Source organism: Candidatus Margulisiibacteriota bacterium (genome assembly GCA_041658645.1).
Taxonomy (GTDB): domain Bacteria; phylum Margulisbacteria; class WOR-1; order O2-12-FULL-45-9; family XYB2-FULL-48-7; genus JBAZZV01.
Map to the genome: position 1 here is coordinate 124702 of JBAZZV010000002.1, position 20760 is coordinate 145461.

Genomic DNA, 20760 nt, shown 5'->3' on the forward strand with positions numbered 1-20760 from the left:
TTTTTGAGCGCTAAACCATACCTATTTTAATAAATCCTTTTTGCACCTTTTTTACCTGTATATGGATTAACATTCCCCTTTGTTGGCCAATTATCAATCTTAGTTCTATTTGGGAATGTCTTATAATGAGGAGCAATATAAGTCCCGCTCTTTTTAATATGCCCGCTAACACGGACACTTTTTGCAAATGAAGTAAAAGCCAAAAGAGAACAAATCAAAGCCATTAATACAAGCTTTTTCATTCTATGTCTTCCTCCTATTTATTCGGGGCTATGGGCTTTATTATAAACAGAGATACAAAGAATATGACCACTGATATGAAATCAATAATAACCCATAACTCTTTATCTAAATATATTGGAAATATAGGATTAAACAATATAGCGAGAAGAGCAAACATCCAAACAAAAACCCTCTTTTGTTGTTCATAAGATAAATAAGTATTATAAGCCGATGCTCCACAAATAAACCACCTTAAAAGGATATAATATCCGTATGGCATGCCTACCGGGACTGCAACTAATAACATAATTATAGCTAATATTGGCACTAAATAGTTCATTGGTCCCCTCCTTACCTACTTGTTCCCCTCATTGCGAGACCCGCTATTGTTGGAAACCTTATTTAAAAGATAAATAAATATTCCAGACATAGCTATTCCACCCCACAAAGCTATGTCTTGTCTGTAAGAATGATAGTTCTCATCGCTATAATAACCCCAATCATTAGGAAGAAAGAATAGCACTCGCTCAAGTCCAAACATAAACAATATAGTTAAGCCAATCCCGCATCCAACGATCAAAGCATACTCGTTTAGATATTTGATTCCAAATAAAGGAATGCTAACCAGATCCCTCCCAACTAATTTATAAAATATATAAAGAATTGTCGACAAAAACAAATAAGCAACGAGAAGGACTAAATAGGTTCCAAGACATAACGACCCAAATAAGGTCTCTTTCCATAACATTAATGTAATAATAGGAATAGCAAGCAATACGAGTATGGCAACCACTTCAAGTCTTTCTGATGCATTTTTGCCCATAATATATTTATCCATGAACCAAAAACACCAAAGAACGACGAAGAAGATAATATAACTAATAGATACGGCCAATAAACCAATCGAAATAGCTAAGTCAGGGATTACGAAGACAAGGACAAGAAATACAACTGAGAGCGTAGTTCCCAATAATTTAAATAACGGTATTTTCCAGTTTTCCACCCTTCCGCCCCAGGGCCACTGCCACAGCAACATATTAAAATATGGGAGGAAAGAGATTGCAGCAAGATTCTTATAAAAGCTCCCTTCAGTATAAGCCGCGACAACGCTACCCCCAAGCCCACCAACAAAAAATACAATTACTACAACCGATCGAATCAGTTCTTCAATATGGGAGATTAAGCTATTTTTGCTATTCACTTATGGTTCCCCCTTCATGCACAAAAATGGCCCTATGCTACATAAATTATATGCCACTCTTGATAGGATTATACTATTCTAGTAATTCATACGCTACCTACCGATCTCGATAGGCATACTATGCGGATGGGCCATTCAAAATAAATTGTTAGAAAACAGAAATAAAAGAAGAAATGCCTTGAATTTTCATTGCTCCATATCTATAATTCCAACATACTTGTTTTTGAAGAATTGGGAAAATGAATATTTATACAAAGGGAGTCTGAGAAATGTTTTACAGTCTACACATATCATTTGGCGATGGGCATAAAGGGACATCAATAATCCTGCCCGATAAAGAAGTAGAGAGGATAAATGAACTCAGGCGAATTGCTAAAGAGATCGAAATCCTCAGCGAAACGGGCTGGAAACATACTGAACCAATCGAACAAATACATATAAACGAGAATCAAACTCGTTGGGAAGTCATTCCAATAAGCCCCAATGAACTATCAATACTTAAAAAGAAAGTCGGAATAATCCTGAGTTCCTAGCATTCCCCCGATTGAGTGCTACCAAGTTGTATTATATAGGGATATTTTTATAGTGTTATCTTCAAGTTGATTAAATGATGATATGCCATATTTAATTTTCAATTTTTTATTCTGATCGTCCGCGTCTGCGTATGCATCATAAGTCCAATAAAACCAATTGGCAATATAAACTAATGCCCAAGTTCCGCTCGAATTATTAGTGCTGGTGCCGTAATAATTATAGGATTTTGCAGTCATCCCACTGTATGAAGCAATAGCAATAACCCAAGATCCTATTGCTTTCGGCCAATTCCCATTGACAACTTGACCACCCCCAATAATCAGAAAAGAAAGTAGCGCGGATATCCCCGGGTCTTTCTTTTCTGAGCTATATAAACTTAAATTTGACAACATTCTGTCGGAACTGCCCGAATAATATTGATTAGTTGATGGGGAATAGTTCTCATCATCAACCATTATTGTCGTTAGCTCTCCGGATTTAATTACGACTAGCTTTTCATATTTGGTCTTCAGTGATTTTGTTTCAACAGCCCTAATTGAATGGGACCCAGCAACAACTTCTTCGAGAAAAAGAGGGGTTTCTCCTGACTTTTCTTCATCTACAAACACGTAGCATGCTGGCCCCTTAGATAACACCTTTAATTGCCCATATTGCATATCCAGTGCTAAAGCTGCGCCTGAAAAGATTATATTTAAAGCTAATATTATAAGGACAAAAAGACAAATTGTTTTTTTCATATTGGCACCTCCTAATAAATACCACCAACTCACTCAACTACATCCTGATTATACTTCAATAGAAAGCCTGGTCAAGTTTATTATTTATCCTCTTTCTCCCCATCCTTTGCCACGCATTTTTGCCCTTACGTTTTCCCTGTCTCTGTTTAAACCAACAAGCTTTCCCCAGCAAACAACTATTCTAAATTAATTGTTAGAAGATTGTTAGAAAACAGACAAGTGAGAGAATCAACGAAAAGACACAAGCCGTTAATTTTCCCTTGTTAATACGTTTAACACTCGATCCTTCGGGCATTAGTCAGAAGTGTGGCTTATCGCTGCAGAGGTCCTTGACAACTAAATATAGAGGTCAACTATTTTATCGAAATCTTTTTTGGAGAGGGATTTTTGCATATTTATTTTAACCTTTCGTTTCCCGCTCTCAAATATTAATGGAAAAACAAAAGGACAATTTTTGCTAACCATACGATACTCTATGTATAAATCAAAAAGGAATTTGATTATCTCTGCAATATTGAACACAAACATTATGGTTTGCCATTCAGGGCAACCACCCATCCCCGGCATAATCCCCGCCCTGCCGTGAACGGCAACTATTCTTACTTTCTTTTTAGAAACAGGTTTTTCTTGAATGGCCTTCTTGTCAATGCTTTTTATTATTTTTTGACATCGAAGGGGTTATCCCCGGGAATAGTAAGTTTAATAACCTTCTTTTTCATTTAAATGTTTTTATCACGAAAGGAATAGAAGAGAATACCCAAAATAATTGTAAATGGTAAAAATACAATAAATAAAAACATAAGGAGTTTTATTAATAGGCCCTCTAACGAATAAACGTTTGAATTCCATAGTCCAAATAAAATAAAAAAGAATGAAGATGAAATACCTAATATCCACAATATAACCGTTTGCTTTTTATTCATATTATGCCATCCCTATTTCAAAAGTTCTTCAATCCGAACCCTAAGTACTTTAGCGATAATCTGAATGGTTGACAAATTGAATTATACACCCAAACAATAGTAATGCATAATAAAAGAAACTGGCCCAAAGGGATTTCCCCGACGGACATTAATATATAAATAATAGAAACGTCGGGATCCCGCCGTTCCACTATATCAAAATATATTAATGAGGGCGGGAGAACCCCTCGGTCTCCTGCGGGACAGAACATACGAGAAGAAACTAAACTTGTTCTCCGTAGCCACGAGTCCCGACGAATAGTCGGGACGAGGGCGAAGGAGAACGGGCCCGAAGGGATTTGAACCCTCGGTCTCCTGCGTGACAGGCAGGCGCGTTAAACCAGACTACGCTACGGGCCCGCGCGAACCTCAACTTATAACCGATAACCGATAACTAATAACTTAGAAACTGTCACTTTATCAATTATCATTCAAAAAATTATTATACCAGCTAAAGGGGATGTTGGAAAGGTGTATTATGTAACTTTTTAAATTGAATTGATCAGCCCCAGGAGCATCTTCGAGATCTCTTCAAACACGGCATACAATTCCTTTTGTTGCAGTTCGTTGATCACTTTATCATCAGATAACAAGTCGATGATCGCGACTACCTCGTAGGTTGACCCGCGCGCGATAGTAAAGAAGTTTTTCTTATCGGCGCTTGACGATTTGCCGGTTCCTTCGGCTATATTGAGAACTATGCTTAGCGCTGCCCTTTTAAGCTGATCAAAAAGGGCTTTATCGACGTGGTGGCTGTTGGCCAAAAGAGCGAATAGAAGCTTCCGTGCTTCCTTGGCCTTCTGATAAACCTTCAGTTTTTCAAAATCAAACATAATAAATAGTACTTAGTGTGAGTGTGCGTCTTGAGTCTTGAGCGTCGTCCGCTAACTACTAACTACTCACACTCACTCTCAAGACTTAATAAACGGAGGGGGAGAGATTCGAACTCTCGCTACCTTACGGTACTAACGGTTTAGCAAACCGTCCCCTTGAACCACTTGGGTACCCCTCCATGCTCGCTATCGCTCGAAATCCTAAATCCTAAATTCTAAATCCGAAATATAAGGTCGAAACGGAGGGAGGAGGATTTGAACCTCCGATACCCTTGCGGGCATACTAGTTTTCAAGACTAGCGCCATCAGCCGCTCGGCCATCCCTCCTCGCTCAACGAACGCTCACATTAACAATTTAGTTTATTTTTTGCAAGCTTCACTTATTATAAGTTGTGTTAGCTTGCTTTTCAAGCCCGCCTTAGGAATAATCGCTTGACTGCCGCGCAAGGACGCAGGTATAATTAGGTCAATCGAAAATGAATCGAAAGTCAAGCGAAGGTAAGTGAAGGTCAAATGATCACCAAGAGGCAAAAACAGACCCTGGACTTTATAAAAAACCATCAACTTAGGAGAGGGTATGCCCCTTCCCTTGAGGAGATCAAGGATCATCTTAAACTTTCTTCCGTATCAACGGCACATCATCATGTTAAAGCATTGGAAGCGCTTGGATTGCTAAAAAAAAAGGAAAACCAGCCACGCGCAATTAGTCTTTATGATAATGAACAGTTAATTAGTATGCCTTTGCTTGGAACCATTGCCGCCGGTGAACCCATTGAAGCTATTCAGGAAAAAGAAATAATTGCCATTCCCAAATCAAAATTAACTCAAAATGGTGAGTTTTACGCGCTACGTGTTTCTGGCAATAGCATGACAGATGAAAACATTAATGATGGCGATATCATTATAGTAAAAAGCCAGTCAACGGCCAATAATGGGGAAAAAGTTGTTGCCTTAATAGACAATCAAGCAGTAACCCTAAAAAAGCTGTACAAAGAAAACAAAAACATTCGACTTCAACCAGCTAACTCAACTATGCCCCCAATGATATTCTCCCCACAAAGGGTAAATATTCAAGGAGTCGTTGTTGAGATCGTTAAGTCCGATAAACATTCGTCGCCAGGCATGAGATATTCACCTGAAAACAATTTAGCTGCTCCCCAACATCAAAGTATTAACAATTTCCTGAACAGAGTACTTCAAGGCGATTGCCTTGAAGTAATGAAAACCATGCCTCCGAAATCAATAAATATGGTTCTGTGTGATCTCCCTTATGGAAACACCCAAAACAAATGGGACAGCATTATCCCCCTTGATAAACTATGGACTGAATATGAAAGAATAATTAAAGATAATGGTGTTATAGTTCTTACCTCACAAGGGTTGTTTACCGCCCAATTAATCCTATCCAATCCAAGGTTATTTAAGTATAAGATTATTTGGGTAAAATCTAAGCCAACTAATTTCCTTAATGCAAAGAAACAACCGCTTCGGAGGCACGAGGATATATGCATATTTTACAAAAACCAACCCGATTATAATCCGCAAATGACTCCCGGAGAGCCTTATAACAAGGGGTTCAGGAAAAATCAGCTGACAGGCTGTTATGGGGATTTTAAGCCTGTTAAAGTTAAAAGTGATGGCCAGCGGTATCCCACAGATGTTGTTTATTTCAAAACGGCAGAGAGTGAAGGCGTTGTTCACCATCCTACTCAAAAACCAGTCGAGCTAGGCAGATACCTAATTAAAACATTTACAAAACCAGGAGACATTATCCTCGACAATACTTGCGGCAGTGGGAGTTTTCTTGTTTCAGCCGTTCTTGAGGATCGATTGTTTATTGGTATCGAAAAAAATGAGGAAGTATTTTTGCACAAAAAGCATCATATTGACTATATTGAAATCTGCAACAAAAGAATTAAAGAAGCAAAAAGGAAGGCCGCTGTCGAAAACAGCAGATTGTTCGCCTAAATACCCGTGTAAGGTTCTTTTTTCAGTATTTGGGCAGCCCTTTCTAATTCTTTGTCTGTTATTAAACCTTCCTCTTTAAACCATTCTAAAAGATGAAAATATTGATTTGAGCTTAAAATCGGCTTAATTTCATTAGTTATATTTGCTTTTTTCTTAATATATTCCAAGTGTTTATTGTTCAATATGCCTCGACCAATCAAGTCGTAGGTAATACGTATCGCATCAACTGAAGTGAGATTCAAATCCCCTTTTCGAGCTATATCAGCATTGACATCAGATTGGTCTATTTTGAGCAACTCATCTAAGCTTTGTAAGCCATTCAAATTTTTATTATAAAATTCAATATCATGCTTTTGATAAGTAAACCACGTCTTGCCTTGTTCGGTTAATGAGCCTCTAGGTAAATACACGCCTTCTCGTTTAACCCTTTCTTTCGAAACCCAACCACATATATATAATATCCATTTTTGTCTTTTTGTCCCAGGTAGTTTTCTTGTTTTTTTACTAGGGGTTTTAAGGTGTGTCATTAAGTATATATCTACATCTAATCGATCATCGTTCATTTGCCTTGGCCAAAAATTATGTTTTGCTTCTCTTGGAATATCATCGTTGCTTAAATATTCCTCTTTAAATGGCAGCGTGCCGCCTCTGCATTTAACATCAACCTTGATTCCGGTTGGAAGCAGAAAATCATAACCTAAAGAAGGCCGATTGCTTGGATTAATTTCAGGCATTCCTAAATATTTCCGTACAACTATTTCCGCCAAAGCACCAAACCCCTGCTGTTCTTCACTCCCTCTTTCTGCTCCGGTTGTATTCGGATTAGCGGAAACGAACTGAAATGCCTTTTGGCGCAAATCAAACCCAGCAGAATCAATCAGTTTGATGGGGATTGGTTTTGGTTTGCTGTATTGATACATATCGCCCGCCTTTGAAGGGAAACTTAATCCGCGCTATTCTTCCCCGCCCGAGATCAGCTTTTCGATCTGTTTTTTCGCAAAAGGGGCCTTAGAGATTATCTCAGCCGCTTCCGCCCGGGTCAAGTTGAGTTTCGGGCCGAACGATTGCCCGGACAAGTACTCGAATAGTCCGGCCGTTTTGGTCGCGGCTACGGCCGGCGAGGCCCAATGGTCGACAGGCATGTCCGGGAACGGCCGCGCCGCCAGCTTCGGTTTCTGATAAAGCCCCGCCCAACGGGCCAAAATCATCGCCCCTTCCGCCCGGGTAACGCGATTCTGCGGCCGGAAGGCCTTATCGGGATAACCGTTGATATATTTTCTCTCCACGGCAAAGCTGATGTAGGGGGCTTCAAAACTTTGCAGCGGCACGTCCTTGAACCTGACCCGGACGTCAGTGCCGACGGTAAAGCCTTTTGCCTTGACCAGCAGGACCGCCAGCTCGCCCCGGGTCAGCTCCTGGGTCGGCCGGAAAGTGTTGTCGCCATAACCGCCCATGATCCCCAGGGTCGACAGATACTCAATCGGTTTTTTAGCCCAATAGCCATCAGGCACGTCGCTAAAGGACTTCAACTTCGGTTTGGCAACGATCTCCGGCTGGGGGATGGTCGAGCGCCGGTTCTTCTTCTCGGCAGCGGCCTTCTCCCGCAGTTTTTCCCGGTCGGTCCCGCGGTAGCCTAGCGAGAAGAAATGCGTGGCGTTCTCTGACAGCTCGCCGAACTGGTGATAGGCGTAGTCAAAAGTAAAACCGCCAAAAGCGAAACCGACGCCGGCCGTCAGGTTATTATCGACGCCGACGCCGCTCTCGGTCGCCCGCGGTTTCTGGTCAAGGCCAAGGCGGAGGGCTAGCGTCTCGATCGGCCAGAATTCGGAACCGAGATGAAAAACCCCGGGCCGGCCGACCGCCTGGCTCTTTTCATAATCACACATCAGATCTAGATTGCTCCAGAGGGCGTAATGCCCGCCGGCCCGCGTGATCAAGGGGATCCCTTCGATCACCCCGTTTTTCTGCCAGGTAAACTTCCCGCCAAAAGTGGCCGGCAGGAAATTTTGCAGAGTTAAACCAAGGCTTAATTTTGAATTAGTTTCCCAGAGGACCCCGAGATCGGCGTCCATCCCGCTCCCGTTCGCGTTCTGCATCGCCGAGCCGCCGCCGGAAAAACCTTGCGAGAGGAGCTTCAAGGTCGCTCCCAGAGAGACATTCTGCCCTGCCCCATTGCGCAGGAAGCGGCTTAACTTGGACCCATATGAAAAGAGGACCAGGCTGGAACCATAATCGGTTGAATCATATTGCTGCGCTTCCAGGCTCGGCCCGGAGCCAACCAGGCGCGTCAACGGAATGGCCGTCACCGCCGCGTTAATGTAGCCGACCCCGAACTTGCCGAGCGGTGATTCGTTGGCCGCGCCGATCAGGACGTAATTGATGTCGCCCAGCAGCGCCCCGCTCATGCTGGTCAAGTTGAGGTTCTTGTTGCGGGCCAGCCCGGCTGGATTGGTAAAAATAGCATTGGCGTCATCGGCCAAGCCAACATAAGCGCGCCCCAGGCCAAGCGGCCGGGCGCCGACACCGATCTCGCTCAAGTCAAGCGCGGCCATGGCTGTCGAACCGCATAAAACGACGGCTAACAGCGGGAAAAAAAGCTGTTTCATGCTTGCGTTTATTATCGCCGATAACATCAAACCTGTCAACTTCGATTAATTATGATAAAATGAAATAATAATGCTTAACCGGATCAGGAACTTTTCCATCATCGCCCACATCGATCACGGTAAGTCGACGCTGGCCGACCGCCTGCTCGACTTCACCCACACGATCGCCAAACGCGATATGCGCGCCCAGGTCCTCGACACGATGGACCTGGAACGGGAACGCGGTATCACCATCAAGGCGCAGGCGATCAGGATGGAATACCAAAACTATATTCTTAACCTGATCGATACGCCGGGCCACGTTGATTTTTCTTACGAAGTCTCGCGCTCCCTGGCCGCCTGCGAAGGAGCCCTCCTCCTGGTCGACGCCACCCAGGGGATCGAGGCGCAGACCCTCGCCAACTACCACCTCGCCTTGAACAATAAACTGACCATCATCCCGATCATCAACAAGATCGACCTCCCCGGCGCCGAGGTGGAAATGGCCCGGAACGAGCTGATCAACACCCTCGGCTTCAAGTCCGAGGATATCTTGCTCGCTTCGGCCAAGGAGGGGCGCGGCATCGGCGAGATCATTGACGCGGTGATCAAACGGGTCCCCGCTCCGCTGGGCGATCCCGACGCGCCGCTGCAAGCTTTGATCTTTGATTCCCATTACGACCCCTACCGCGGCGTGATCATCTATATCCGGATCGTCAACGGCACGTTAAATAAGGGGGACAAGATCCTGTTAATGGGGACCGGCAAGGATTTTGAGGCCCTGGAGATCGGCACCCTCCGGCTCGACCTGATCCCGCGCGACACTCTCTCCGCCGGCGAGGTCGGCTATCTGATCGGCAATATCAAAACCATCTCTGACGCGCACGTCGGCGACACCGTGACCAATATCAAGCGGCAGGCCACCACTGCCCTCCCCGGCTATAAGAAGATCAAGCCGATGGTCTTCTGCGGTTTTTATCCGATCAACGGCGAAGATTATAAGCTCCTCAAGGAATCGATCGAAAAGCTGCAGCTTAACGACGCCGCCCTTTTTTATGAACCGGAAACCTCGGCGGCACTCGGCTTTGGTTTCCGCTGCGGTTTTCTCGGCCTCCTCCATCTGGAAATAACCCAGCAGCGGCTGACCAGGGAATTTAATATTGGGCTGATCGCCACCACCCCGAACGTCGTCTATAAAGTAAATTTGCATAACAAAAAGACCCTGTTCATTGACAACCCGACCAAGCTTCCCGATGTGTCGGCGATCGAATCGATCGAGGAACCGTATTTGAAAGTGAGCATCTTCACCCCGGCCGAGTACGTCGGCTCGGTCATGACCCTGGCCACGGAAAAACGGGGGACCTTCATCAACCTGGAATATCTCGACCCGACCCGGGCCGTGGCCACTTATGAAATACCGCTGGCCGAAGTGATCATCGAGTTCCACGATCTGCTTAAATCGGTGACCAAAGGTTACGCCTCGATGGATTACGAGCAGATCGGTTTCCGGCCTTCTGACCTCGTCAAACTCGATATCCTGATCAACGGGGAGCTGGTCGACGCTCTCTCCTTCATCGTCCACCGCGACCGCGCCTACTACTACGGCAAGAAGCTGACCGAGCGGTTGGTCGAGGAGATCCCCCAGCATCAGTTCTCTGTCCCGATCCAGGCGGCGATCGGCGGCAAAGTGATCGCCCGCGAGACGATCCGCGCCCGGCGCAAGGATGTGCTGGCCAAATGCTACGGCGGCGACATCACCCGCAAGCGGAAGCTCCTGGAAAAACAGAAAGAGGGGAAAAAGAAGATGAAGCTGATCGGCCGGGTCGAGATCCCCCAGGAAGCATTCCTCGCCGTCCTGCGCATCGGGCAATGACCGCCTCGCTCTACGTCCACATCCCCTTTTGCAAACAAAAGTGCAACTACTGTGATTTCGTTTCTTATGCCGGGAAGGAAAATTTCATTGACGAGTATGTTGAGACGATGATCCGAGAATTCGAGTCCCGGTGTTCTGTGCTCTATGTTCCGTGTTCTACTGTCTTCTTCGGCGGCGGGACCCCGACCCTGCTCGAACCAAAGCATTTCGATAAAATATTATCCACATTCATTAGTCATTCGTCATTAGTCATTAGTCATTCAGAGATCTCCATCGAAGCTAATCCAGGAACTGCCGGCAAAGCCAAGCTAAAAGCCCTTAGACAACTCGGTATCAACCGTCTCTCGATCGGCGTCCAGTCGTTCAACGACCGGCAGCTAAAGACCCTGGGGCGGATCCATGACTCCGCCACAGCTAAACGTTTTTATCAGGACGCGCGTGACGCCGGCTTCGACAATATTAATCTCGATCTGATCTTCGCCCTGCCCGGGCAGACCTTAGCTGAATGGAAACGCGATCTGGCCACGGCGATCGCGCTAAAACCAGAACATCTTTCAACTTATAATTTACAAATTGAAGAGGGAACACCTTTCTGGGAAAGGTTCAAAGAGCCCTCACCCGCTGCCGCAAACCGACGCACCCTCTCCCAGAGGGAGAGGGTAATGAGCCAAGCAGACTTGCAAAACACCTTCTCCCCCCCTCACCCGCTTACGCAAAGTGTCCCCCCTCTCCCAGAGGGAGAGGGTACTTCGCCTTTAATTCCCGTTTGCGCAACACCTTCTCCCTTTGGGAGAAGGTGCGCCTCCTTGGCGCATTGGATGAGGGGAGAGAAGGTGCATAGTTCTGGTAGAGCGGATGAGGGCCTCAGTCTCCCTTCCGAAGATGAAGAGCTGGCAATGTATGAATATGCCATCGAAGAACTGGCCGCTCACGGCTACAAACATTATGAGATCTCTAATTTTGCTAAACCGGGTTATGAATGTCAGCACAATTTGGTTTACTGGCGGAACGAGAATTATCTCGGCATTGGCGCCGGCGCGCACTCCCATGTAAACGGCCAGCGCTGGTCTAATCCAAACTGTATCGAAAAATACCTGGAAACCGCGACGTTTAGTCGCAGGTTTCCAGGTTCGACTGCCGACCAACGCGAAACGATCTTCCTCGGCCTCCGCCTCCTGGACGGTTTGTCAATTAAGAAATTTAAAGGCTTTGAGGCTCAAGTCGCTGAACTGATAAAAGACGGCTTGTTAACCGAGGAAAAGGGGAATTATAAACTAACCCGGCAAGGTCTATATCTGGGCAATCTGGTCTTCGAGAAGTTCGTATAAGCCTTAGGCCTTCAAATATCCCAAGAAATTGAAGAATCCTTTTCCTGGTATAACAAAATCCGCTCCCACCCCCATCATCTCTTTGTTCTTCTTACCGCTGGCTGAATTGGCTGCAATATAACCCTTATATTTCAAATCTCTTAATTCCTTTACTAATTCCGGGCCCGAGGTGTTGAACATCTGCCCATCCATAACAACCAATTCCGGATTGTGTTCAGCAACGAGTTTAAGTCCCTGCTCTCTTATTGGGAGACCCGGATCAACCGCTACAACTTTAACATTGTAATCTCTCAGCAGCTGTTGCGCACTTTTCAAATAATTGGGGTCATCATCAACCAGAAGGATCGTCTTGATGACTTGTGGCCTGCCCGGTTTAACAAATTCCGCCTTTAGCTGCACGCCGACTGCCGGCGAATGACCTGCCGCCATAAAACATCGGTAATCAAATAGTTTTCTGTAAGAAGACACGGGAAATTTAACGTCCACTTCATCAGCCTCCTGCTAATGAGATTATCATCATTTTCAATCTGGAATTTCATCAAATCCGCCCTCTTGACACTTATACAATAAACTTGTTATAATTAGCACTCCAAAGGAGAGAGTGCTAATGCCGGCTAAGTTAGAATTAGATGACCGTAAAAAACGTATTTTAGAGGCGATCGTCCGGGATTATCTGCACACAGCCGAACCGGTCGGCTCGCGCACTATCTGGCGCGCTTACATGCCCGATCTTTCCCCCGCCACCATCCGCAACGAAATGGCCGACCTGGAAGCGCTCGGGATGATCGTCCAGCCGCACACTTCGGCCGGGCGGGTCCCGACCGACCTCGGCTATCGCTTTTATGTCGATCACATGATGAAATCTCGCCAGTTGACGGTCAAGGAAGAAGAGGTCATTCACGAAGGGTTGAAAGAGATCCACGATGACCTGGAAGATACCATGCACCAGACCCTCAAGGTACTCTCCCACCTGCTCGACTATGCCTCGGTCATCGCCACCCTGCAGGACAAGCAGCGGGTCTATGCCGGTGGTTTCGCCCATATGCTCAAGCAACCGGAGTATTCCGACGTCAAACTCTCCCGGCGCATTTTTGAAACACTGGAAGAAGAGGACCTGATGGCCAACATGGTCAAGGAATACACGACCGAAAAAGGGATCACCATCAAGATCGGCGCGGAGAATACTTTTAAGGAAGTTAAGGACTGCAGCGTGGTCATGGCCTCGTATAAAGTCAACAAAGTGACCGGCGGGCTCGGCGTCATCGGACCGACCCGGATGAGCTACGCCCGGACCGCCACTATTTTGGAAAGCATCTCCCGACGCCTGGAAGTTTTATTGGAGGGACATAATGACTGAAGAGTTGGAAGAAATTAAGCCGGAACTGCCGCCAGAAAAAAGCGAGCTCGAGCTGATGAAGGAGCAGGTAGCCGAGGGGAAGAATAGGATGCTCCGGGCAATGGCCGATCTTGATAACTTCAAGAAGCGCTCTTTGCTCGAGCGGGAACAGTTCGTTCAGTTCGCCAACGAAACGCTGATCAGCGACACCCTCCCCGTCCTCGACGGCTTTAGCCGGGCGCTCGACGCGGCCGCCAAGATGAAGGCCGGGGAAGAGCTGACCAAAGGGCTTGCCCTGATCAAACGCCAGCTCGAGGACGTCTTAACCAAACACGGGGTCAAAGTGATCGAAGCGGTCGGCAAAGTTTACGACCCAAATTTACACGAAGCAATTTTACAGAAAGAGCACCACGGCCCGGAGAATGTTATCATTGAAGAGATGCAAAAAGGTTACACCTTGCACGGGCGGGTTATCCGGCCGTCTATGGTGATCGTCAGCAAGAAATGACAAATGTCCAATGTCGCGTTGAATGTCAAATGTCCAATGACAAATGTCAAATGAAGGTGTCGCCTGCGGCGACATTATTCTAATCGGAAATCAACAACAAGCTTATGTTAAATGAAGAATCAAAAATAAAAATAGATTCATTGACAATAAAAGAATTGGGGGAAAACCTTGCGTTCAGCTATTACGGGGCAATGGATTCAGAGAAGTCGAGATATGCTCAACATGTTCTTGAGATGAAAAAACGAGAAGAAAACGATGACAGAATCTTGGCTTTGATAGGTTCAATAGGCAATTTAGCTAATTCAAACGAGAAAACAGCTAAATCTCAAGGTCAACTTACGTTTTGGCAGGTTGTTTTGGCGGGAGCACTCACACTAGCCACATTTGGGTTGATTTATGTTACGTGGATTAAATAATGCAAATTCAGGATAGAGCACTGGAATTTGCGGTCAGGATAATAAAGTTTGCTGATAAGTTACCGAAATCGGCAGCGGGGGCGGTTTTGGTTAAGCAATTGATCCGTTCCGGGACATCGATTGGGGCGAATATGGAAGAAGCGGATGGCGCTTCGTCGAAAGCCGATTTTATTAATAAAGTAACGATTGCTAGGAAAGAAGCAAGGGAAACGCATTATTGGCTACAGCTAATTAAGAAGGCGGAATTGATACATAAAGATAATATTGTTGAATTGGATAGTTTAATTAATGAGGCGGAAGAATTGAAGCGTGTTCTTAGCGCAATCATTAACAAAGCAAGAGAAAAGAAACAATGACAAATGACCAATTAAAAATGACAAATGAAGGTATGCCTTCGGCATATCATTTTAATAACGTCGCGCAGCGACACATCAATTTGACATTTGTCATTGGACATTTGACATTAATAAAGGATAAGGGGGAGTAAAGAAATGGCACAGGAAAAGATCATTGGGATAGATCTGGGGACAACTAACAGTTGCGTGGCGGTAATGATGGGGGGAGAAGCGACCGTCATCCCGAACTCGGAGGGAGGCCGGACCACCCCATCGATCGTCGCTTTCCTCAAGGACGGGGCCCGGGTCGTCGGCCAAGTGGCAAAAAGACAGTCGATCACTAATCCGGAGCATACTATCTCCTCAATCAAAAGATTTATGGGGCGGCGGTTCGACGAGGTCGGCGGCGAGCTAAAGTATGTCCCCTATCGGGTGGTTAAAGGGAGCAAAGACGAAGTTAAGATCAAGATTGACGAGAAAGATCACACCCCGCCGGAGATCTCGGCCATGATCCTGCAAAAGATGAAACAGTCGGCCGAGGATTTTCTCGGCGAGCAGGTCAAGAAAGCGGTCATCACCGTCCCGGCATATTTTAACGACAGCCAGCGCCAGGCGACCAAGGACGCCGGCACCATCGCCGGCCTCGAGGTCGTCCGGATCATTAACGAACCGACCGCCGCTTCCCTGGCTTACGGCATTGAAAAAAAGAAAGAGGAAAAGGTCGCGGTGTTCGATCTTGGCGGCGGAACTTTTGACGTCTCGGTCCTTGATATCATGGAAGGCTCGATCGAAGTCCTGGCGACCAACGGCGACACCCATCTCGGCGGCGATGATTTTGACCAGCACATCATGAAGTGGCTGCTCGACGAGTTCAAGAAAGACCAGGGGATCGACCTGGGTAAAGACCGGCTGGCAATGCAGCGGCTCAAGGAATCGGCCGAAAAAGCCAAATGCGAGCTCTCCACCGCCGTGGAAACCGAGATCAACCTCCCCTTCCTGACCGCTGATGCTTCCGGCCCCAAGCACCTGGTCATCAAGCTGACCCGGTCCAAGCTGGAACAGCTGGTCGGCGACCTGATCGAGCGGTCGATCGCTCCGTGCAAACAAGCGCTCGCCGACGCTGGCCTCAAGGCCAACCAGATCAACGAGGTCATCCTGGTCGGCGGCATGACCAGAATGCCTAAAGTTCAGGAAACGGTTAAAGCCTTCTTCGGCAAAGAACCGCACAAAGGGGTCAATCCGGATGAAGTGGTCGCGCTCGGCGCGGCCATCCAGGGCGGGATCATGTCCGGCGAGACTTCGAAGGAAATGGTCCTGCTTGATGTCACCCCCTTGACCCTCGGGATCGAGACCCTGGGGAGCGTCATGACCCCATTGGTCGAGCGGAATACCACCATCCCTTATGAAAAAAGCCAGGTCTTTTCGACCGCGGCTGACGGGCAAACCTCGGTCGAAGTCCATATTCTCCAAGGGGAACGGCCGATGGCCGCAGATAACCGGACGCTCGGCCGCTTCCATCTCGACGGGATCCCGCCGGCGCCGCGCGGCATCCCCCAAGTCGAAGTAACCTTTGATATTGACGCCAACGGGATCCTCAATGTCCGGGCCAAGGATAAAGGGACCGGCAAAGAGCAGAAGATCACCATCACCGCCTCATCCGGCCTGTCCAAGGACGAGATCGAGAAGATGAAGAAGACCGCCGAGGCGCACGAAGCCGAGGATAAGAAAAAACGGGAAGAAGTCGACACCCGCAACCAGGCCGATGCCATGGCCTACTCCGCGGAAAAGACCTTAAAAGAGGCCGGTGACAAGGTCGACGCACCGACCAAAGAGAAGGTCGAGAAGGCGATCGCCGAAACCCGCCAGACGCTGGCTGGAACTGACGCCGAAGCGATCAAGAAGTCCCTCGAGAACCTCCAGAAAGAGGTCTACGAGATGTCGGCCAAGATTTATAAAGAAGCCGAACCGGCCCCCGGCCCGAAAGACGAAACACGAACCACGAACGATGACGAAAAAACGATCGACGCTGAAACGGCGCCATGAAGCGTGACCCCTACGAAATACTCGGTGTAGGCAAAACAGCCTCGCAAGAGGAGATCAAACGGGCTTACCGCAACCTGGCCCGCAAATACCATCCCGACGTCAATAAGGAAGCGGGCTCGGCCGACAAGTTCAAAGAGATCAACGGCGCCTATCAGCTCCTCTCCGACCCGCAGAAACGGTCGCAGTATGATTACTACGGCCAGGCCGGACCGGCCGGGGCCGGCGGCGGCGGTTTCGAAGGTTTTGATTTTGGCGGAGCGGCAGGGTTTGGCGAGTTCGGCGACCTCTTTGACATGTTCTTCGGCGGCCAGCGGGGCGGCCAGCGCTCCGGCCCACAGCGCGGCGAAGATCTCCGTTACGATCTCAAGATCACCCTCGAACAGGCGGCCACCGGTTTCGACAAAGACCTCGATGTTCTCCACTATACCGCCTGCTCGGCCTGCAAAGGGAGCGGCGCTAAACCGGGAACGGCGCCGGTCAAATGCACCGCCTGTAACGGGGCCGGCCAGGTCAGAAAGAACCAGCGAACATTCCTCGGCAACTTTACCCAGATCGTCCCCTGCCCGGCCTGCCGCGGAACCGGCCAGACGATCAAATCACCCTGTCCAACCTGCGGCGGATCAGGCCGCGAAAAGAAAAAACATGTCGTTAGGTTAAAGGTCCCCGCCGGGATCGATTCCGGTTACCGCCTGCGCGTCGCCGGCGCCGGCAACGCCGGTGACACTGGCGGGCCACCCGGTGACCTCTACGCCTTTATCACGGTTGAACAGCATCCGCTGTTCAACCGCGACGGCGCCAACCTCTACCATCGCCAGGCGATCACCTTCCGCCAGGCGATCCTGGGCGACGAGATCGTTGTCCCGACCCTCTCCGGCAAGACGGTACTCAAGGTCCCGGCCGGGACCCAACCGAACTCCACTTTCAAGCTCAAGGAAAAAGGGGTCCCCCATCTCGGCCGGAACAGCCGCGGCGACCTCTACGTCCAGATCGAGGTCGTCATCCCGGCCAAGATCACCAGGCAACAGGAAGAGCTGTTGAGAAACTTCGATCATGCCTAGGGTCTTTGTTTCACCGGAACACTTTCCCGACATCATTGGCTCCGATGTCCATTACCTGCGCGACGTCCTTCGCCTGAAACCGAATGACGAGCTCGAATTGCTGGATGGCTCCGGCCTGGTCCACGCGGCCAGGATCGAAACCCTCACCCCGGACAGGGTCACCTGCCAGGTGATCAGTTCGCACCCGGCCGAGAGCGAACCGCAAACCCTGATAACTCTCGCCCAAGCTTTGCCCAAAGCCTCTAAGATGGATTTTATCGTCGAGAAATGCACCGAGTTGGGGGTTAGCCGGATCATCCCGATGCTGACCTCGCGGACGATCGCCCAGGGAGTTAAGCTGGAGCGCTGGCGCAAGCTGGCTAAAGAAGCGGCCGAACAGTCCGGCCGCGCCGTTATCCCGGAAATATCTGACTCGACGAAGTTTGCCGAGGTACTTAAGCTGAAAGATCAATTTGATCTCGCCTTGATCCCGTGGGAGAGCGAAAAAGAAAATAGCTTAAAATCAGTTCTTACCGTCCATCGTCCATCGTCTATCGTCTTTCTGATCGGGCCCGAGGGTGGTTTTACGAAGGAAGAAGTCGAGTCTGCCAGGCAAGCAGGTTTTATCTCGGTCAGTTTGGGTAAACGGATCATGAGGACAGAAACCGCCGGACTAGCCACGATCGCCAATATTCTCTACGAATTAGGCTGATAAAAGAGAGGGACCCTCCCTTTAAAGTATCCAAGTTATCTTTAAAGTTCGGGCCCCTGCTCTTTATAGAACGATCGGCTGGCAAACTGAGAGACTGATACCCTTGGAAGTGACGGTGTTCGAGCGGACAACATTGTATCCGATCTCAAATCCGGTCTTCCCTAACCCGAGGCCGAGGTCAGCATTGATGCCAAAATAGACATCGCCGCCGAGCTTGCCGCTGGTCTGGCCGTTGCCATAAGCAACGTAGTTCAGCCCACCAGTGAGATAGCTGTCGAGACCACCCATCCACTCCGCCGGCAAACTAATGATGCCGCCGCCGTAGACTGGGACAGCCTTTAAGCCTCCTCCACCCATGACATAACCTGTACCAACCTTGAACTTCACGGCATTGGCCGACAGGCCAACCATGGGCCCAAGACCGATAAAGTCATCCAACACCAGGTTGCCCATCGCCCCGATGGAACCGGAGAGCGATCCCTTTCCAGTGCTGATATACAGACCGGAGAGAGAAGTGTTGAGCCCCATTCCGAACAATCCAGCGGAAGCGGCCGGCTTAACGACGACCGAGGCTGGCGGAACAGGAGCGACTGGCGGTGGCGCGACTTCCAGCGAAGCTTTCAGCTTATTCCAGCGGGCCAGAGTCGCGGCTTTGTCAGCTTTCAAAATAGACAGCTTAACTGTCTGTTTAGCATTCCGAGCCTTGACTATCTTCACGTCGATCACCTTCAGGTAATCCCTGACCGCTTGTTTTTCCTCATCTATCGTCCGGCCAAAAGCAACGCTGGCCACTGAAGCCATGAAAGCCATGACCACAAAAAATATAATTACTTTCTTCATTATTTTTCACCTCCCTTTTGTTCAGGATTAAGGATCGGGTCCCCGTTCTTACCGTCCCTCAGCCTATGGCTGAGTCACGGGATTGGCGTCTAGTGTAACCGCGGTCTGTGATAGCGCTCTACCGTTCAGTGTCGCGCCGGTCTGCAGCTCAATCAGCGTTTGGCACAATATATTTCCCTTGAAATTAGACGTCGTTCCAAGTGTCGCTTTGCCGGCAACCTGCCAAAAGATGTTCTTGGCCTGTGCGCCACCCGAGAGAGTAATAATGGCACCGTTGGCCACGGTGAGATTTTGTGCTATCTGGAAGATCCAGACATCGTTGGCGCCGCCAGAGAGAGTAACACCAGCAGCAGATATTAGTACCCCTGTCCCCCATTTATAGAGACCGGGAGCAAGTGTCATCGAAGTAATATCTCCGGCGCCCAGTTCAGTCTGATCAGGCAATGCCCGTCCAGCTGCGTCGGTGTACGCGAGCTCCATGTCACTTACAGCCGTAGTCATTTTAGCTGGAGTTGGGGGAGTATAGTCGGCCGCATAAACCTTATATCCGGGCGATAGAGATGATGTCGAAAATGTATTCGTGCTATCCATTGCTAATCCAAATCCAGTGATGTAACTTGCAGCGGCTGGACTAACTCCAATATCTCCAACAATCGTAGTCGTCCCAGTCGTTGAGATCCCTGACTTTGATAAAATCACAAAACTGCCGGCTGTTCCAAGGTTTACCAGCTCTGGACCGGTCGCTGTAGTTGCCCCTGTTGTAAAGGTCCATGTCTTAGCGACAGCCAATGCATTGCCTGCCAGATCCTTGGCACCCGTGGTGATCGTCGCTTCATATGTGGTATTGACTGCGAGATCACTTGTTGGGTTCAAGATCGCAACGGTGCCCGCATACGTCACAGCGCAGGGAACAGTCGTTGTCCCATCCGTTAAGGTAAAGGTTGCGGTGGTGATCGTTGCCGGGTCCATCGCCTCACTGAAGGTGGCGGTGATGTTCCGGTTGATGGGCACACCGGTGGCAAGATCAGCCGGGTTTGTGGAACTCACGGTGGGCGCGGTAGTGTCCGGCAATGTTGTTGTGGTAGTTGACGTGGTGGCGGTCGCATCCGGCGGAACGAGAACGTCACACCCGCTCATCACGATCCCCAGACCAAACGCAAAAACCAGAAGCAGGATCCCGAAGCCCATCTTAACTCTCTTCATTTTTCCCCCTACAATGAGATTTACCGAAATTATGGCATTCCATTATTTCTTGTCAAGCAGAAATTTTAGTGCGCCATCCACCGGATC

General features: G+C 48.3%; 21 protein-coding genes, 3 tRNA genes and 1 pseudogene. 12 read left to right on the plus strand and 13 right to left on the minus strand.

What is annotated here, in order from left to right; all coding sequences use genetic code 11:
* Window positions 1–26 precede the first annotated feature (26 nt).
* From WC903_02195 to WC903_02205, 3 genes are read right to left on the minus strand one after another with little or no spacing between them, the layout of a single operon-like run.
* A complete protein-coding gene (locus tag WC903_02195; GenBank protein MFA5892764.1) occupies window positions 27–242 on the minus strand; it encodes a hypothetical protein in 216 nt (71 codons plus the stop codon).
* A 14-nt stretch (window positions 243–256) separates the two neighbouring features.
* The gene (locus WC903_02200) at window positions 257–562 is read right to left on the minus strand and encodes a DUF6804 family protein (protein MFA5892765.1); all 306 of its coding nucleotides are present in this window, start codon (window positions 560–562) and stop codon (window positions 257–259) included.
* Window positions 563–577: 15 nt separating this feature from the next.
* On the minus strand, window positions 578–1423 hold the full coding sequence (locus WC903_02205) for a hypothetical protein (protein ID MFA5892766.1): 846 nt from the start codon (window positions 1421–1423) through the stop codon (window positions 578–580).
* A 269-nt stretch (window positions 1424–1692) separates the two neighbouring features.
* On the opposite strand from WC903_02205, the gene WC903_02210 reads away from it, so the two are divergent.
* Complete coding sequence (locus WC903_02210; protein MFA5892767.1) at window positions 1693–1956, plus strand: hypothetical protein; 264 nt, start codon at window positions 1693–1695, stop codon at window positions 1954–1956.
* 18 nt (window positions 1957–1974) lie between these two features.
* Here the strand turns inward: WC903_02210 and WC903_02215 are convergent, their stop codons facing one another.
* The 5 genes from WC903_02215 to WC903_02235 all read right to left on the minus strand — a co-directional run bounded on the left by WC903_02215 (window position 1975) and on the right by WC903_02235 (window position 4816).
* Window positions 1975–2694, minus strand: coding sequence for a hypothetical protein (locus tag WC903_02215; GenBank protein MFA5892768.1), 720 nt, complete (start codon window positions 2692–2694; stop codon window positions 1975–1977).
* A 1246-nt stretch (window positions 2695–3940) separates the two neighbouring features.
* Window positions 3941–4016 (minus strand) — tRNA-Asp (locus tag WC903_02220).
* A gap of 128 nt (window positions 4017–4144) precedes the next feature.
* Entirely contained in the window at window positions 4145–4489 is a 345-nt protein-coding gene (locus WC903_02225) for a four helix bundle protein (GenBank protein MFA5892769.1), read from the minus strand.
* 93 nt (window positions 4490–4582) lie between these two features.
* Window positions 4583–4668 (minus strand) — tRNA-Ser (locus tag WC903_02230).
* A gap of 61 nt (window positions 4669–4729) precedes the next feature.
* Window positions 4730–4816, minus strand: a tRNA-Ser gene (locus tag WC903_02235).
* A gap of 186 nt (window positions 4817–5002) precedes the next feature.
* Here WC903_02235 and lexA point away from each other — a divergent pair.
* Both lexA and WC903_02245 read left to right on the plus strand, forming a co-directional pair.
* Window positions 5003–5575 (plus strand): annotated as a pseudogene (gene lexA / locus WC903_02240) (transcriptional repressor LexA).
* Between the two features lie 36 nt (window positions 5576–5611).
* Window positions 5612–6457: a site-specific DNA-methyltransferase gene (locus tag WC903_02245; GenBank protein ID MFA5892770.1), complete on the plus strand. Its 846-nt coding sequence runs from the start codon at window positions 5612–5614 to the stop codon at window positions 6455–6457.
* On the opposite strand, the gene WC903_02250 is transcribed toward WC903_02245, so the two are convergent.
* Both WC903_02250 and WC903_02255 read right to left on the minus strand, forming a co-directional pair.
* Entirely contained in the window at window positions 6454–7377 is a 924-nt protein-coding gene (locus tag WC903_02250) for a hypothetical protein (protein MFA5892771.1), read from the minus strand. The two genes, WC903_02245 and WC903_02250, sit on opposite strands and share 4 nt — an antisense overlap.
* Window positions 7378–7410: 33 nt before the next feature.
* Window positions 7411–9063, minus strand: a complete 1653-nt coding sequence (locus WC903_02255; GenBank protein MFA5892772.1) for an S-layer homology domain-containing protein — start codon at window positions 9061–9063, stop codon at window positions 7411–7413.
* A 70-nt stretch (window positions 9064–9133) separates the two neighbouring features.
* Here WC903_02255 and lepA point away from each other — a divergent pair, with 70 nt between their 5' ends.
* Window positions 9134–10915 (plus strand): translation elongation factor 4, encoded by a 1782-nt coding sequence (gene lepA, locus WC903_02260; protein MFA5892773.1) that lies wholly within the window; start codon window positions 9134–9136, stop codon window positions 10913–10915.
* On the plus strand, window positions 10912–12243 hold the full coding sequence (hemW, locus tag WC903_02265) for a radical SAM family heme chaperone HemW (protein ID MFA5892774.1): 1332 nt from the start codon (window positions 10912–10914) through the stop codon (window positions 12241–12243). Before lepA ends, hemW begins: the two co-directional genes overlap by 4 nt.
* A gap of 3 nt (window positions 12244–12246) precedes the next feature.
* Here the strand turns inward: hemW and WC903_02270 are convergent, their stop codons facing one another.
* Window positions 12247–12729, minus strand: coding sequence for a response regulator (locus tag WC903_02270; GenBank protein MFA5892775.1), 483 nt, complete (start codon window positions 12727–12729; stop codon window positions 12247–12249).
* A gap of 121 nt (window positions 12730–12850) precedes the next feature.
* Between WC903_02270 and WC903_02275 the strand changes: the two genes are divergently transcribed.
* The 7 genes from WC903_02275 (at window position 12851) to WC903_02305 (ending at window position 18630) form a co-directional block, all read left to right on the plus strand.
* Complete coding sequence (locus tag WC903_02275) at window positions 12851–13600, plus strand: hypothetical protein (protein MFA5892776.1); 750 nt, start codon at window positions 12851–12853, stop codon at window positions 13598–13600.
* A complete protein-coding gene (gene grpE / locus WC903_02280) occupies window positions 13593–14087 on the plus strand; it encodes a nucleotide exchange factor GrpE (GenBank protein ID MFA5892777.1) in 495 nt (164 codons plus the stop codon). The genes WC903_02275 and grpE overlap by 8 nt, the downstream gene beginning before the upstream one ends.
* A gap of 104 nt (window positions 14088–14191) precedes the next feature.
* A complete protein-coding gene (locus tag WC903_02285) occupies window positions 14192–14503 on the plus strand; it encodes a hypothetical protein (protein ID MFA5892778.1) in 312 nt (103 codons plus the stop codon).
* The gene (locus tag WC903_02290) at window positions 14503–14859 is read left to right on the plus strand and encodes a four helix bundle protein (GenBank protein MFA5892779.1); all 357 of its coding nucleotides are present in this window, start codon (window positions 14503–14505) and stop codon (window positions 14857–14859) included. Before WC903_02285 ends, WC903_02290 begins: the two co-directional genes overlap by 1 nt.
* 135 nt (window positions 14860–14994) lie before the next feature.
* Window positions 14995–16881: a molecular chaperone DnaK gene (dnaK, locus tag WC903_02295; GenBank protein MFA5892780.1), complete on the plus strand. Its 1887-nt coding sequence runs from the start codon at window positions 14995–14997 to the stop codon at window positions 16879–16881.
* The gene (dnaJ, locus tag WC903_02300; protein MFA5892781.1) at window positions 16878–17939 is read left to right on the plus strand and encodes a molecular chaperone DnaJ; all 1062 of its coding nucleotides are present in this window, start codon (window positions 16878–16880) and stop codon (window positions 17937–17939) included. The genes dnaK and dnaJ overlap by 4 nt, the downstream gene beginning before the upstream one ends.
* Complete coding sequence (locus WC903_02305; protein MFA5892782.1) at window positions 17932–18630, plus strand: 16S rRNA (uracil(1498)-N(3))-methyltransferase; 699 nt, start codon at window positions 17932–17934, stop codon at window positions 18628–18630. Before dnaJ ends, WC903_02305 begins: the two co-directional genes overlap by 8 nt.
* 63 nt (window positions 18631–18693) lie before the next feature.
* On the opposite strand, the gene WC903_02310 is transcribed toward WC903_02305, so the two are convergent.
* Both WC903_02310 and WC903_02315 read right to left on the minus strand, forming a co-directional pair.
* Entirely contained in the window at window positions 18694–19470 is a 777-nt protein-coding gene (locus WC903_02310; GenBank protein MFA5892783.1) for a hypothetical protein, read from the minus strand.
* Between the two features lie 63 nt (window positions 19471–19533).
* Window positions 19534–20673: an ice-binding family protein gene (locus tag WC903_02315; GenBank protein ID MFA5892784.1), complete on the minus strand. Its 1140-nt coding sequence runs from the start codon at window positions 20671–20673 to the stop codon at window positions 19534–19536.
* Window positions 20674–20760 lie beyond the last annotated feature (87 nt).